This window comes from Nitrobacter vulgaris (assembly GCF_002028545.1).
GTDB classification, from domain to species: domain Bacteria; phylum Pseudomonadota; class Alphaproteobacteria; order Rhizobiales; family Xanthobacteraceae; genus Nitrobacter; species Nitrobacter vulgaris.
This window is the reverse complement of the sequence record NZ_MWPQ01000019.1, coordinates 54,759-69,025: the sequence shown is the minus strand read 5'-3', so window position 1 is coordinate 69,025 and position 14,267 is coordinate 54,759. Positions and strand designations below refer to the sequence as shown.

At 60.8% G+C, this 14,267-nt stretch carries 11 protein-coding genes; all 11 read right to left on the bottom strand.

Going from position 1 to position 14,267, the window contains the following annotated elements:
* Window positions 1-132: 132 nt before the first annotated feature.
* The 11 genes from serA to B2M20_RS04495 all read right to left on the bottom strand — a co-directional run bounded on the left by serA (window position 133) and on the right by B2M20_RS04495 (window position 14,100).
* The gene (gene serA, locus B2M20_RS04545) at window positions 133-1,722 is read right to left on the bottom strand and encodes a phosphoglycerate dehydrogenase (RefSeq protein ID WP_079445893.1); all 1,590 of its coding nucleotides are present in this window, start codon (window positions 1,720-1,722) and stop codon (window positions 133-135) included.
* A gap of 256 nt (window positions 1,723-1,978) precedes the next feature.
* Window positions 1,979-3,151, bottom strand: coding sequence for a phosphoserine transaminase (locus tag B2M20_RS04540; RefSeq protein WP_079445892.1), 1,173 nt, complete (start codon window positions 3,149-3,151; stop codon window positions 1,979-1,981).
* Window positions 3,152-3,292: 141 nt separating this feature from the next.
* On the bottom strand, window positions 3,293-4,123 hold the full coding sequence (locus tag B2M20_RS04535) for an outer membrane protein (protein WP_079445919.1): 831 nt from the start codon (window positions 4,121-4,123) through the stop codon (window positions 3,293-3,295).
* Between the two features lie 209 nt (window positions 4,124-4,332).
* Window positions 4,333-5,184, bottom strand: coding sequence for an outer membrane protein (locus B2M20_RS04530; protein WP_079445891.1), 852 nt, complete (start codon window positions 5,182-5,184; stop codon window positions 4,333-4,335).
* 201 nt (window positions 5,185-5,385) lie between these two features.
* On the bottom strand, window positions 5,386-6,633 hold the full coding sequence (locus tag B2M20_RS04525; RefSeq protein ID WP_079445890.1) for an MFS transporter: 1,248 nt from the start codon (window positions 6,631-6,633) through the stop codon (window positions 5,386-5,388).
* A gap of 132 nt (window positions 6,634-6,765) precedes the next feature.
* Entirely contained in the window at window positions 6,766-8,112 is a 1,347-nt protein-coding gene (gene glmM / locus B2M20_RS04520) for a phosphoglucosamine mutase (protein WP_079445889.1), read from the bottom strand.
* Window positions 8,113-8,342: 230 nt separating this feature from the next.
* Window positions 8,343-8,528 carry a hypothetical protein gene (locus tag B2M20_RS04515; protein ID WP_079445888.1) on the bottom strand — a complete coding sequence of 62 codons (186 nt, stop codon included), beginning with the start codon at window positions 8,526-8,528 and terminating at the stop codon, window positions 8,343-8,345.
* Between the two features lie 123 nt (window positions 8,529-8,651).
* Window positions 8,652-10,532, bottom strand: coding sequence for a ferrous iron transporter B (gene feoB / locus B2M20_RS04510; RefSeq protein WP_079445887.1), 1,881 nt, complete (start codon window positions 10,530-10,532; stop codon window positions 8,652-8,654).
* Complete coding sequence (locus B2M20_RS04505) at window positions 10,529-10,837, bottom strand: FeoA family protein (protein WP_079445886.1); 309 nt, start codon at window positions 10,835-10,837, stop codon at window positions 10,529-10,531. The genes feoB and B2M20_RS04505 overlap by 4 nt, the downstream gene beginning before the upstream one ends.
* Window positions 10,838-10,934: 97 nt before the next feature.
* Window positions 10,935-11,792 carry a shikimate dehydrogenase gene (locus B2M20_RS04500; RefSeq protein ID WP_079445885.1) on the bottom strand — a complete coding sequence of 286 codons (858 nt, stop codon included), beginning with the start codon at window positions 11,790-11,792 and terminating at the stop codon, window positions 10,935-10,937.
* A 232-nt stretch (window positions 11,793-12,024) separates the two neighbouring features.
* On the bottom strand, window positions 12,025-14,100 hold the full coding sequence (locus tag B2M20_RS04495) for an elongation factor G (protein WP_079445884.1): 2,076 nt from the start codon (window positions 14,098-14,100) through the stop codon (window positions 12,025-12,027).
* Window positions 14,101-14,267 lie beyond the last annotated feature (167 nt).

Below are 14,267 nucleotides of genomic sequence, written 5' to 3'. Positions count from 1 at the left end.
ATGGTGTTTCTAGCGAAGTGGATGCCGGGTTTGCGTGACGCGTCAGATCAAAATCATAGAGCACCGCTTCTGATTTCATCAGAAGCGGGAAAGGCTCTAGCCGTAGATCCATCATGATCAGGCCTCGGCCGGTCAGAAGGTCAGCACCTTGGCCTGCTTGACCTGCGGCAGCGCCTGCACCTTGGCGAGAACGTTCTCCGGCACGCTGCCGTCAACCTCAACCAGCGCGATGGCGTCGCCGCCTTGCTTGTTACGGCCGAGATTGAACGTCGCGATGTTGACGCCCGCGTCACCGAGCAGAGAGGCGAACTTGCCGATGAAGCCCGGCTTGTCCTCGTTGGTGACGTAGATCATCGACTTGCCAAACTCGGCATCGACGCGGATGCCCTTGACGTCGACGAGGCGCGGCTGACCATCGGCGTAAACCGTTCCCGACACCGAACGCTCCTGCCGTTCGGTTGCGACCGTTACCGTGATGAGGCTTTCATAATCGCTCTGCGCGGCGCGGACGACCTCGTCCACCACCATGCCGCGCTCTTTGGCGACGACCGGCGCGGACACGACGTTGACATCGCCCAGCATCGGCCGCAGCAGGCCCGACAGCGCCGCCGAGGTCAGCGCTTTGATCTTCATTTCGGCGACGTGCCCCTCATAGGTGATGGTCACCTTTGAGATTCCGGTCTCCGTGAGCTGACCGGCGAACGAGCCGAGCTTTTCCGCAAGCTCGACAAACGGCTTCAGCTTCGGCGCTTCCTCCGCCGTGATCGAGGGAAAATTGATGGCGTTGGTGATCGCACCGGTGAGCAGATAGTCTGACATCTGCTCAGCAACCTGCAATGCCACGTTCTCCTGCGCTTCGGTGGTGGAGGCGCCGAGATGCGGCGTGCAGATCACGTTGGGATGGCCGAACAGCACGTTCTTGGTGGCAGGCTCCTCGACAAACACGTCGAACGCCGCACCTGCGACTTGCTTGGCGTTGAGCGCATCGACCAACGCCTGCTCGTCCACCAGGCCGCCACGCGCACAGTTGATGATGCGCACGCCCTTCTTCATCTTGGCGATAGCGGCAGCGTCGATGATGTTGCGAGTCTTGTCGGTCAGCGGCGTATGCAGCGTGATGAAGTCAGCGCGCGTAAACAGATCGTCGAGTTCGACCTTCTCCACGCCGAGATCCTTGGCCCGCTCCGGAGACAGGAACGGATCGAACGCAATCACCTTCATCTTCAGGCCAAGCGCGCGGTCGGCGGCGATCGAGCCGATGTTGCCGCAGCCGATCACGCCCAGCGTCTTGCCGGTGATCTCGACGCCCATGAAGCGGTTCTTCTCCCACTTGCCGGCCTGGGTCGAGGCATCGGCGGCGGGAATTTCGCGCGCCAGCGCCAGCATCAGGGTGATCGCATGTTCGGCGGTCGTGATCGAGTTGCCGAACGGCGTGTTCATGACGATGACGCCCTTGGCCGTCGCCGCCGGAATCTCAACGTTGTCGACGCCGATGCCGGCGCGGCCGATCACCTTCAGCTTCTTGGCATTGGCGAGAATTTTCGCGGTCGCCTTGGTGGCGGAGCGGATGGCAAGGCCGTCATAGTTGCCGATGATCTCGGCGAGCTTGTCCTTGTCCTTGCCTAGCGCAGGCTGGAAATCGACCTCGATGCCGCGATCCTTGAAGATCTGCACGGCGGCAGGGCTAAGCGCATCGGAAATGAGAACCTTGGGTTTGGTCATGATGTTGTCCTCTATCCTCCCCTTGAGGGAGAGGGTCGGCGCGCTGCGCCGGGGTGAGTGGTGAGACCGTTTCTTCCCTCTCCCCTTGTGGGAGCCGAGACGAGCGAAGTTCGCTCATAGGGTCACGAAATCGAGTGAAACGAGATTGAGCGGGTGAGGATTGAAGCGGCGACGGGAAACACCCCTCATCCGCTCTCCCTTCGTTCGGGCACCTCTCCCACAGGGGGAGAGGGAAACAAGGCATCGAGCCTAGAGACTACGCCGCTTTTGCAAGCGAGGCCTTGGCCTCGGCGAAGGCCCAATCAATCCATTGCGTCAGCAGTGCGACGTCGCTCGCCTCCACCGTGGCACCGCACCAGATGCGCAGACCCGGTGGCGCATCGCGGTAGTACCCGAAATCGTAGCCCGCGCCTTCTTTCTCAATTGCACCAACGAGTTTCTTGGCGAAATCGGCTTGCGATTCTGGCGGCAACGACGTGATCGTGGAGTCGACGACCTTCAGGCAGACTGACGTATTTGATCGGATCGCCGGATCCTTGGCCAGAAAATCGATCCACGGCGTCTTCGCCACCCAATCACTCAACACCTTGGTGTTGGCGTCAGCGCGCGCAATCATGCCCTTGAGGCCGCCAACCGACTTGCCCCAGTTCAGCGCGTCGAGATAGTCCTCGACACACAGCATCGACGGCGTGTTGATGGTCTCGCCAGCGAATATGCCGTCGATCAGCTTGCCGCCCTTGGTCATGCGAAAAATCTTCGGCATCGGCCACGGCGGCGTGTAGCTCTCAAGCCGCGCCACGGCGCGTGGGCTGAGAATCAACATCCCGTGCGCCGCCTCGCCGCCTAGCGCCTTCTGCCAGGAGAAGGTGACGACATCGAGCTTGGCCCAATCGAGCGGCTGCGCGAAAGCGGCTGACGTCGCGTCACAGATCGTGAGACCTTCGCGCGTGGCGCTGATCCAGTCCGCATTTGGCACACGCACGCCGGACGTCGTCCCGTTCCAGGTGAAAACGATATCAGAGGCCGGATCGGCCTTGGCAAGATCGGGAAGCTCACCATAACCCGCGGTGAGCTTGGTGACATCCTTCAGCTTCAACTGCTTGAGGATATCGGTGATCCAGCCCTCGCCGAAAGACTCCCAGGCGATTGCTGTTACCGGACGCGCACCGAGTAGCGACCACAAAGCCATCTCGACCGCGCCGGTATCGGACGCCGGCACGATGCCGATCTTGTAGTCAGCCGGAATTTCCAGAACCTCACGCGTCAGATCGATGGCGAGCTTGAGCCTGGTCTTGCCGATCTTCGCGCGATGCGAACGGCCGAGGGCTGCGTCCTTGAGATTTTGGGGGGTCCAGCCGGGGCGCTTGGCGCATGGGCCGGAAGAGAAATGCGGCACGTTCGGCCGCGAAGCAGGCTTCGCAACGGTCATGATCTATCCTTCCAGATAGCAAGCCTCCCGTTGGGGGGAGGTGTCCCGCCGCTGTGGATATGGGAATCAGCCGATCCCGTCAAGGATATTCCCGGCAGTTAGGCTGGATGACAACCGCGATGAACCGAAATCAAACCACGATCAGAACCTGTAGCCCACACCAGCGCGCACTGTGTTGACAACGGTATCCACCGGAGCCGTAAACCGCAGGAATTCCCATTCGGCACGTAAGAATAGACCATCGAAGATCATCATATCGATACCGAGACCCGCGGCGTAGCCGTAGATGAAGTGTGCATTGGCGTTGTCGGACAAAGAGCCAGAGCCTGAAAGGTCGGGAAGCGGTGGAACCTGCGTACCAACATACTGATAGTACAGATTGTAATTTGCGTTGCGCTGGATATCGGCCCGCCCCATCGCCATCCCGACGAAGGCATACGGCAGGAAGCAGCCGAACGAATATCCACCGCGAAGCCGAAGCGAGCCAAAATCCGTGACTTGCATAGAAGCGCTCGATCGTACGAACGCCGACGTCAGATAATCGGTTGGGTAGCTGAACGATCGGCCTTGACTGCCACTCGAGGAACCAAAGAATTTACCGTGGATGTAGTTGGCCTCGACGCCGAAGACGACGTCCTCCATCTGCACGTTATAACCTAGGAATCCGCCAAATCCGCTATTACGGTTTGAGGACGTTCCGCCCAGCGGCCATGTCGAAAGATGATACTGTCCTTCGACATCGATGTTGTTCAGCAGTCGTTCCAGTAACTCTTTTCCGGAGTTCTTGAAATCCATGTCGGCTGAACCGTAGCTCGCCTGTCCGCCAACATAAAAACCCTGCCACACCGTCCGCACCGTGCTGAGGCTCGGCGGCTGTGATCCGCGCAAGAACGGAAGGTCGTCGGGCATATCGGCTGCGTATGCGCCCTGCGCCGCTCCGCAAATGACCGCCGCCAGCAGAAGTCTACGCATCGTGAACGCTCCATCGACCACAACTTGAGTAGTGTCGATTATCAGCTGTTAACCTTAACCAATCGTTGTTGCGCGGCGTGATTGCTTCATATTGTCGACAAACCATCGACGTGCCCGACCCTTCGCAGCAGTCGGGAATCAACCGCACGAAAGCAAAACGGCGCGGGAAAATTCCCGCGCCGTTAAGAACCGTTAAGAGGTGATAGAGCTCAGCCCTTGGTGACCAGCGGCGGCGGGGCATAGACCGGCGGGGTGTTGAAATACCAGCGCACGCCGAGTTTCACGTCATGCGACGTGATGTCGTTAAACTGCATCGGAACGCCCCGCGTGAATCCGGTGTAATCGGAAACTGCGCCCGTCATTCCGGAACCGAGATTCACATAGCTGTAAGCCAGTTCAACTGTGAGGCCCGGATTGACCATGTAGGCCAAACCGCCGTGAAGCGCCCACGCGAAATTCCACCTCGACGCAGCCGGCGCGTTTGCGAAGCTTGGGAAGGCGCCGAAGCCAAATCCGTTATTGTTGACCATGCCGGTATCGGTGTAATTGGCAATCGTCACGCGCGCCGCGCCGACGCCTGCACCGATGAATGGCGTGACGCCCCACCAGGTGCCGAGATCGGCATAACCGTTCGCCAACACAAGCCATTCCGATTTGGTGGCGTTGTAGTTGTTGATACCGTTTCCGACGATCCCGCCGCCTGCTGGATAGGTCAGAAGATCGGTGCCTTTGAAGTTCGAATTACCGCGATACTGGCCTGTGAAGTCGCCGCGGAACCAGTTGTTGAACTGATAGCCGACACCGACGCCGTAGATTCCGGCGGCATCGAAAGCGGTCGTCTGTTGCAACGACAGCAGTTGCGCGTTGCGGCCATCCGCCATCGCAATGTTGCTCACGCGCTGGTTGCTGAATCCGATATCGCCTCGCAAGTACCAGCCGCCGAAACCCACGACCGGTGGGGCGTAATAGGGCGGAGGCGCGATGGGCAGGTCAGCGGCGAATGCGGCAGATGATAATAGTGATGCCGCTCCGGCGGCTACGAGCAATTTTACACCACGCATCGGCTTCGTCCCTTTGTGCCGTGAGGCAAGTGCGGCCCCACTCCAATTCGGAGGGACGATGACACCAAATCCTTAAGAGCCGCTTAACCCTAATTTTTAAGGTTGATTTTCGGTAAGTTTATTCTGGCGTGAACGGCGCGGCGAACCGTCACGATGGATGCTGCCACACGAGTCCGTGGACGAGCGATCCTACGGCGGCGACTACGAGTGCTGGATTTTCGGCATCTTCGGCAGGAACATCGCCAGCAGACCTATCGCCGGCAGGAACGCACAGGCTTGATAGACAAACTCGATGCCCTTGGCATCCGCGACCTCGCCCAGCAGCGCGGCACCAAGTCCCGCCGCGCCGAATGCAAAGCCGAAAAACATGCCTGAGATCATGCCGAGACGGTGCGGCATCAGTTCCTGCGCAAACACAATGATCGCAGGCATCGCGGATGAGAGGATGACACCGATGACCACCGTCAGCACCACTGTGCCAGCAAGATTTGCAAACGGCAGCAATAGCGTGAATGGCAGCACCCCGAGGATCGACAGCCAGATCACATAGCGGCGTCCGAAGCGATCGCCAATCGGACCGCCGAAATACACGCCTATGGCGACCGCGCCGAGAAACACAAACAGCAAAAGTTGAGCTGTCTGCGTCGAGACGTGAAACTTCTCGATCAGATAAAAGGTGTAATAGCTCGTCAGGCTGGACATGTAGATGTATTTCGAGAACACCAGCACGATCAGAATCGTCAGTGCGAGCGCCGTCCGCGCGGGCGCCGGTGTCTCCGACGATCGGCGCGGCCGGGCACTCTCATGCGGCGAGATCCGCAGCTTGTACCACCGCCCGATTTGAAACAGGACGACGATCGCGATGAATGCGATCGACGAGAACCACGCGATGCTGGGCTGCCCGAACGGCACGATGATCAGAGCCGCCAGGAGCGGCCCCATCGCCGAGCCGAAATTCCCGCCAACCTGAAAAACCGACTGCGCGAAGCCATAACGACCACCGGACGCCATTCGCGCGATGCGCGCGGACTCCGGGTGGAACACCGCAGAGCCAAGGCCGATCAGTGCAGCGGAAACAAGGATCATTCCGTAGACATGAGCGACGCTCAGCAGCAGCAACCCCACGAAAGTAAAGCCCATGCCGACGGCAAGTGAGAACGGCTGGGCTTTCTTGTCGGTGACATAGCCGACCACGGGTTGCAGCAGCGAGGCGGTCACCTGAAACGCCAGCGTGATCATTCCAATCTGCGCAAAGTCGAGCGCGTAATTTTCCTTCAGGATCGGATAAACCGAGGGGATCAGCGACTGCATGGTGTCGTTGAGAAAATGCGAAAAGCTGATGCCGCCGAGCACCAGATAGGCGGGACCCGTAGCGGCGGCCTTATCCGTGATCCCGGGAACCACGACCGGCGCAACCAGCGTTTCCTCGGAGATGACAGGCTTGTCCACGGACGGCTTTCCGGTTGTTACAACCGGAGCCTGTTACGACGCGGGCGCCCGACCGTCCATCAATCGTTATAGCTGGGATGCATCAGGATATTCGCCAACGCGGCGCGACGGCACAAGGTTCTGGTTGCGGTTTCACGCCGCCGCCGGGTTTCCCAATGCAGAAACGATCGTGTCCACGACTTCCTCGACCAAGATACGGTCATCGCCCTCACCCATGACGCGAATGACAGGCTCGGTTCCCGAAGAACGGACTAACAGGCGACCATGACCGTTGAGACGCTTCTCGCCCGCTGTAATGGCCGACTTCACCTCCGCGCGATCCAACGGCTTGCCGTTGCGATAACGGAAGTTCTTCAATATCTGCGGAAGCGGCTCGAACTTGTGGCAGACTTCGGAGACCGGGCGTCCCAGCTTCTGGACGACAGCAAGCACCTGAAGCGCAGACACGAATCCGTCTCCAGTGGTCGCATAGTCCGACAAGATGATGTGCCCTGATTGTTCGCCGCCGAGATTATAGCCATGCTTTAGCATCTGCTCGAGCACGTAGCGGTCGCCGACAGGTGTCCGCACCATCGACAACTCGCGATCCTTCAGGAATCGCTCAAGGCCGAGATTGGACATCACGGTAGCGACAATCCCCGGCCTGGTCAGGCGGCCGTCTTCCTTCCAACTCTCGGCAATCACTGCGAGAAGCTGATCGCCGTCGACCACATGGCCGCGCTCGTCGGCTATGATGACGCGGTCGGCGTCTCCGTCGAGCGCGATGCCGATATCGGCGCGCATCTCGCGGACCTTGCGGCACAGCGCCTCCGGCGCGGTGGAGCCGCATTCCTTATTGATATTGAAGCCATCGGGCTCGACGCCGATCGGAATGACGTCCGCGCCCAGTTCCCACAGCGCCTCCGGCACCACCTTGTAGGCTGCGCCATGGGCGCAATCGACCACGACCCGCAGCCCCTCGAGGCTAAGTTCGCGGGGTAGCGTGCGCTTGGCGAATTCGATGTAACGATCATGCACGCCGTCGATACGACGGGCGCGGCCAAGGTTCCCGCTCTGCGCGAGTTTCTTGTCGAGGTTTTCATCGAGCAACTGCTCGATCTTCTTTTCGACCTCGTCGGACAGCTTGAAGCCGCGCGGGCCGAACATTTTGATGCCGTTGTCCTCGAAAAGGTTGTGCGACGCTGAAATCATGACACCGAGATCAGCACGCATGGATTTGGTCAGCATCGCTACTGCCGGCGTCGGCATCGGACCCAGCAAGAGCACATCCATGCCAACCGACGTAAAACCCGCGACCAGCGCATATTCGATCATATAGCCGGAGAGGCGCGTATCCTTGCCGATCACGACGCGATGACGGTATTCGCCGCGCTGGAACACCAGCCCAGCGGCCTGTCCAACTTTCATCGCCAGTTCCGGCGTGATCAAGCCGTTAGCTCGGCCGCGAATGCCGTCGGTTCCAAAATATTTGCGGCTCATTTTCCCCCCATGACCCGCCTTTGCTCACAGCCACGCTTGAGGTCGGCTCATCGAATCGTTGGACGCCGAGCATATCGCAAGGCCGCTTATAACGCCCCTAAAGATAAAACGACTTCAAAAAATATAATGAACCGTTACCGGAATTTGGGGGAAAGGGCCGGATCGTTATTCTGTGGCATGTCAGGACGAAGCAGCCGCCGTCTTCTCAATGCAAGTCAATGCAAGCGCCTCTAATGGCGACGATCCATTTGATCCTTGGCGGGTTTTTCCTCGGCGGGTTTTTCAGGAGCCGGCTGGGTGACGCTCAACGGGTCCGAACCGGGAAACGACTCTTTCAGGGCGCGATCGAGTTCCTTGTCCAGTTCTTCCTTGGTTTTTTGGTTCCGGTCGTTCGTCTCACCGTCATGTCGCGCCATAGCTTTCTCCCGGTGTGGGCAGCTAATGTAACGCCCTCATGTAAGCGTCGGTTCCGGCGAATGTGGAATTCAAGTCCAGCTTGCTATGGCACCAGCCCTTCGCAGGCGCCGCCGGACCGGCGGTCAGCCCCAACCTAACGCCAGCGAGATGCGGTAGGTGACGAACGCCGCCAGATAAGCCATCGACAGCATGTAGAAGAATGTGATCATCACCCAGCGCCACCCGCCGGTCTCGCGCTTGATAACGGCGAGCGTTGAGGCGCATTGCGGCGCAAAGACATACCAGGCGAGGAACGCCAGCGCGGTCGCGAGACTCCATTTCCCGGCCAGCATGTGACCGATCTGTTCCGCCGCCTCGTTGCCTCCTTCAATCGCATAGACGGTGCCAAGCGAAGCCACCGCCACCTCGCGCGCAGCCATGCCGGGAATAAGCGCAACGCTGATCTGCCAGTTGAACCCGATCGGCGCGAGCACAGGTTCGATCCAGCGGCCGATCATGGCTGCAAGGCTGAAATCGATCGCAGGCTCGGTGGCGCCAGCCGGCGGACGGGGGAACGACGCCAGGAACCAGATCAGAACCATCATGGAAAAAATCGTGGTGCCGGCGCGCTTCAAAAATGCCATCGCGCGCTGGTAGAGATTCATCAGCACGCTGCGCAGTTGCGGCAACTTGTAATCCGGCAGTTCCAGCATGAAGGGCGGCGTCGCGCTGTCACGCCAGAAGAAGTGGTTGGCCACGAATGACACCGCGAGCGCGCTGAATATCCCCACCGCATAGAGCCCGAACATCACGAGCCCCTGCAATCCGAGAATGCCGAGCACCGGCCGGTTTGGCACGAACGCCGCGATGATCAGCGTATAAACCGGGATGCGCGCCGAGCAGGTCATCAGCGGCGCGACCATGATAGTGGTCAGCCTGTCGCGCTTGTTATCGATCACCCGCGTCGCCATGATCCCCGGGATCGCACAGGCGAAGCTCGACAACAGCGGGATAAAAGCGCGGCCGTGCAGTCCGGCGCCACCCATGATGCGGTCCATCAGGAACGCCGCACGCGCCATGTAGCCGAGGTCTTCAAGAAGCAGAATAAACAGAAACAGAATGAGGATTTGTGGCAGGAACACGATGACGCTGCCGACGCCGGAGATGATGCCGTTCTGGATGAAACTTTGCAGCAATCCTTCCGGCAGCACAGTCGCTGAAAAGGCGCCAAGCGCATCGAAGCCGCCGGAGATCAGTTCCATCGCCGGTTGCGCCCAGGCGAATACGGCCTGAAACACCACGAACAGAAGCAGGAGCAGCGCGATCATGCCCGACACCGGATGCAGCAGCACTGCGTCCACGCGCGTGGTCCATGTATCGGGCTTAGCCGGCTCGCTGACCGCGGCGCCGATCACGCGATCAGCCTCGCGCTGCGCCGCGCGAAGATCTGATACGCCCGGCGTGGTCCAGTCGCTCCCGACGATGGCACCTGCCGGCTTGCCGGCGATGTCGTCAATCCTGTGCAGGAGATCGTCAATGCCGCCTCGCCGCACGGCGGTCGATGTGACGACCGGCACCTCAAGCTCGGCGGAAAGCTTGTCGAGATCAATGCCAACGCCGCGACGCCGCGCGATGTCGATCATGTTCAGCACCAGAAGCATCGGCCGGTGAACACGCTTCAATTCGATCACCAGGCGCAACGCCACACGAAGATTGGTGGCGTCGGCGACGCAAAGCAAAAAGTCCGGCGGGCTTTCGCTCGCAAGCTTGCCGAGAATGACGTCGCGGGTAATGTCCTCGTCCGGGCTGCGGCCCCGCAATGAATAAGTTCCCGGCAGGTCGATCAGATCGACCCGGTGGCCGGATGCCGTGCGCAAAACCCCGGACTTCCGCTCCACGGTGACGCCGGCGTAGTTAGCCACCTTCTGGCGGCTGCCGGTGAGCGCATTGAACAAAGCGGTCTTGCCGCTGTTCGGCGTCCCAACCAGAGCGATACGCCAGTCATTCACATCGATTGCGGTCATGCGATGGTTTTCGCTAGCCCGCCGACCATGACCGCCATGGCTTCGCGCCGGCGCAGCGCGATCGTCGTACCGTTAACCCGAACCGCTATCGGATCCCGGCCAATCGGCCCTTCATGCAGTATCTGAACCGACGCGCCCTCGACGATACCAAATTCAAGAAGACGCCTCTCGATCTCCATTGCAGACACCCCCAGGTGGTCGCCGTCGACCATGATGGCGGTCACCCGCCCGCGAAAGCCGCGCCGAGCGAGGCCGAGCGGCGTGGTTTCCATAGCTTCAGGGTTGCTGGGATCGAGATTGGACATGACGTTCGCTTTGGATCAAGCGCTCCCGGGGGTCAAGACAAAGAGAGGCGATTGCGGCAAAATGGAACAATTGAAAATACCGGGCCAATCGTAAACCTCAAGTCGCGGGATGAGGGATCCGGAGATCGGCCTCGACCAGCGTGCGTAAATCCTGCGTCACCACGGGACGCTCTCCGAACCACAGCTCGAATCCGCGTACGGCCTGATGCAGCAGCATCCCGAGGCCGTCTGCGGTCCTGAGGCCCCGCGCCCTCGCCGCAGCCAGCAATGGCGTTTCCAGAGGAACATAGACCAGATCGGCGACCACCGCATCCCGCGACAGCAGCGGCAGCTCGATGTCCAGTGGCGGCTGCCCGTTCATGCCGAGCGAAGTTGTATTCACGAGCAGACCGGTGCGCGGCAGCACGTCGCCAAGCGTGTTCCAAGCCGCTGGCATAACCGTGGGTCCGAATTGATCCGCAAGCACTTGCGCCCTTTCCATCGTACGGTTCACGAGATGGATGCGCTTGATCCCGCGTTCGATCAGACCGAACACCACGGCCCGCGACGACCCGCCGGCGCCAAGCACCAGCGCATCCTCGATGCGATCCCAGCCCGGAGCGACGGCATCGAGATTGCCGATGAAACCCTCAACGTCCGTATTGGTGGACCGCAGGATGGCGCCATCATAATAGAGGGTGTTGGCTGCGCCGACAGCTCTCGCGCGCTCGTCTGGCTCCGTCAATTGCAACGCCCGCTCCTTGTGCGGGATTGTGACATTGGCGCCCACGAAGCCGTGCGTCGAAAGATGCATGACGAATTCCGCGAATCCTTCGGGCGGAATCGCTTCAATGCTGTAGCCGCCCGTTATGCCGTGCACGCGCAGCCAATAGTGATGGATCAGCGGCGAGCGCGAATGCGCTGCGGGCCATCCGATCAGGCAGGCGGCCCGGCCTGTTGTCCCGGCTGTCATCATGCATCCCGTCGTGTGACGCGCCGACCATCAGGCGGCACCCGATGAAATCATGCAAGCTGACGCGCCTGTCAATGCCGCCGGTGCGGTCCCCGTGCAGCCGCACCGCAGACCGTGATCTGGCTCATGGCGCGGGCGTGCGCATTGGCCGCAGCGGCGGGCTGACGCCCATGGTCAGGAGCACTCAGATGAACGCACGCCCGGCGAACCTCCAACCGTAGGATCAGCTCCGACCCTAAGCCGCCACCCGACGCGCGGCGATGATCTGGTCGGCGGTCCGGCCGGTGACTTCGGCCATGCGATCGAACTGCCGGGTAAAACTGCCCGCTCCCGCCGTCGCCGACCTCAGTTCGACGATGAGATCGCCGATCTCGGCTTCCGGCATCGTGGCGCGCACGCAGTCCCAGCCGGCCCAACTGTCGCGACTGTCGAAACCAAGAATCTGGCCGCGGCGTGCCGACAGGATAGCGTTGACCTTCGCGGTCGCATCGCTCGGGCAAACGATCTCGACCACATCAATCGGCTCCAGCAGCACCGGCTGGCATTTCGGTAAGGCTTCGGCTATCCCGATGCGGGCGGCGGTGCGGAACGCCTGATCCGAGGAGTCGACGCTGTGGTAGGATCCATCGGTCAGCGTCACCTGCACGTCAATCACCGGAAAGCCAAGGGGACCGCGGGCGAGTCCGTCCACCACGCCGTCCTCGACTGCGCCGATATAATTGCGCGGCACCGCGCCGCCGACAATCTTGTCAATAAAGACGAAGCCCGCGCCGCGTGACAGGGGTTGAACCTCCAGCACCACGTCGCCGAACTGGCCATGCCCTCCGGACTGCTTCTTATGGCGTCCCCGCTGGCTGACAGGCTTGCGGATCGTTTCCCGATAGCTGATCGCGGGCGGATGCGAATCCACATTGACCCCGAAGCGACCGTGCAGCCGTTCGAGCGCAACGCGTAGATGCATCTCGCCTTGTCCCCACAGCACGGTGTCGTGAGTCTGCGCGTTGTGAACGACGGCGAGCGAGGGGTCTTCCTCGTTGAGCTTGATGAGAGCCTGTCCGAGTTTGACGTCGTCCTTGCGGTCGCGGGCGGCAAGCGCCCTCGCAAGCACAGGCGCGGACGGCGCGATGCTGACCAGTGAGGGTGGCGCGATCCGGGCGGTCGTTAACGTATCGCCGGTCTTGACGGCCTCGAGCTTGCCCAACGCCACCACCTCACCCGCGCACGCCGATGCGCGCTTGGTCTCCTGCGCGCCGGTGGCTGCGAGAATGCCGGAGATTTTTCCTGCTTCGCCTGACGACGCATGCACCGTCGTGGCATCGTCGAAGCGACCTGTCAGCACCCGCGCCAGCGACAGCTTGCCGCCGTGCTGGAGGTGCATGGTCTTGAACACGTAGGCCAGCGCCTCCTCGCTATCAGCCACGCCCATGCGCTTCGCCGTCTCGCTAATGCCAGGCGCTTCGTGGCGCAGCGCTTTCATCAACCGCCACACGCCGTTCTCGCGCGCAGCCGAGCCGAGCAATACAGGGCAAATCTGGCCATCGCGCAGCTCACGAGCAAGATCGTCGAACACTGCATCCCGCGGCGGCGCAATATCCTCGAGCAGTTGCTCCATCAGCGCGTCGTCGTGATCGGCGAGTGTCTCCAGCATCGAGAACCGCGCTTCCTTCTCGCGGTCGAGATCGCCGACGTCCAGTTGGACAACTTCGGAAGCCATATGCTCGCGGTAGACGAAGGCGCGCTCCAGCGCGAGATCGACAAATCCGGCGATCAAATCGCCGTTCCAGATCGGGATCTGCCGTAGCAACAGCGGAGTCCGCGACGCCGGCTGCAACATTGCCAAGGTTTGGCGAACGCCCTTGTTCGCCTTGTCGATCTTGTTGAGGAACAGAAAACGGGGAATGCCCAAATCTTCCAGTTCGCGCAGGATAATCTGCAACTGCGGCAACTTGCGCTCGTCCGCCTCGCACACGACCACCGCTGCATCGACCGCGGGAATTGCAGCGCGCATGTCGTGTGCGAATTCGATCGAACCCGGACAATCGATAAAAGTATAGGTTTCGCCCATGAAGCAGGTGTTAGCTGGAGTGAGTCCGACTCCCATTTTGTGCTGGCGAGCTTCGTCGCTGGCGTCGCCGACGCTGGTTCCCTGATCGACGCTGCCTGCTTTGGGGATTGCGCCCGTTCGGGCAAGGATGGATTCGAGAAGTGTGGTTTTACCGCTCTGGAACGGGCCCACCAGCGCAATGCACCGGGGACCCGACGTTTGAGTGCCTTGAGGTCCCCCTTGGGGACTTCTGAGGTCTTGTCCCATTGCCGCCTCCTGGTCTGGAAGTCGGCCCATGATTGGGTCGGCGATAGCCGATGCTCCTCCCGCAGACGGAATTTGGCAAGCAGGAAAACACGTCGGGACATCCGCGCCGACGGTTCAGCCAACGCGCAGCCCGGCTCAATGGGGCGAAACGCCGAACGGCGGCGGAA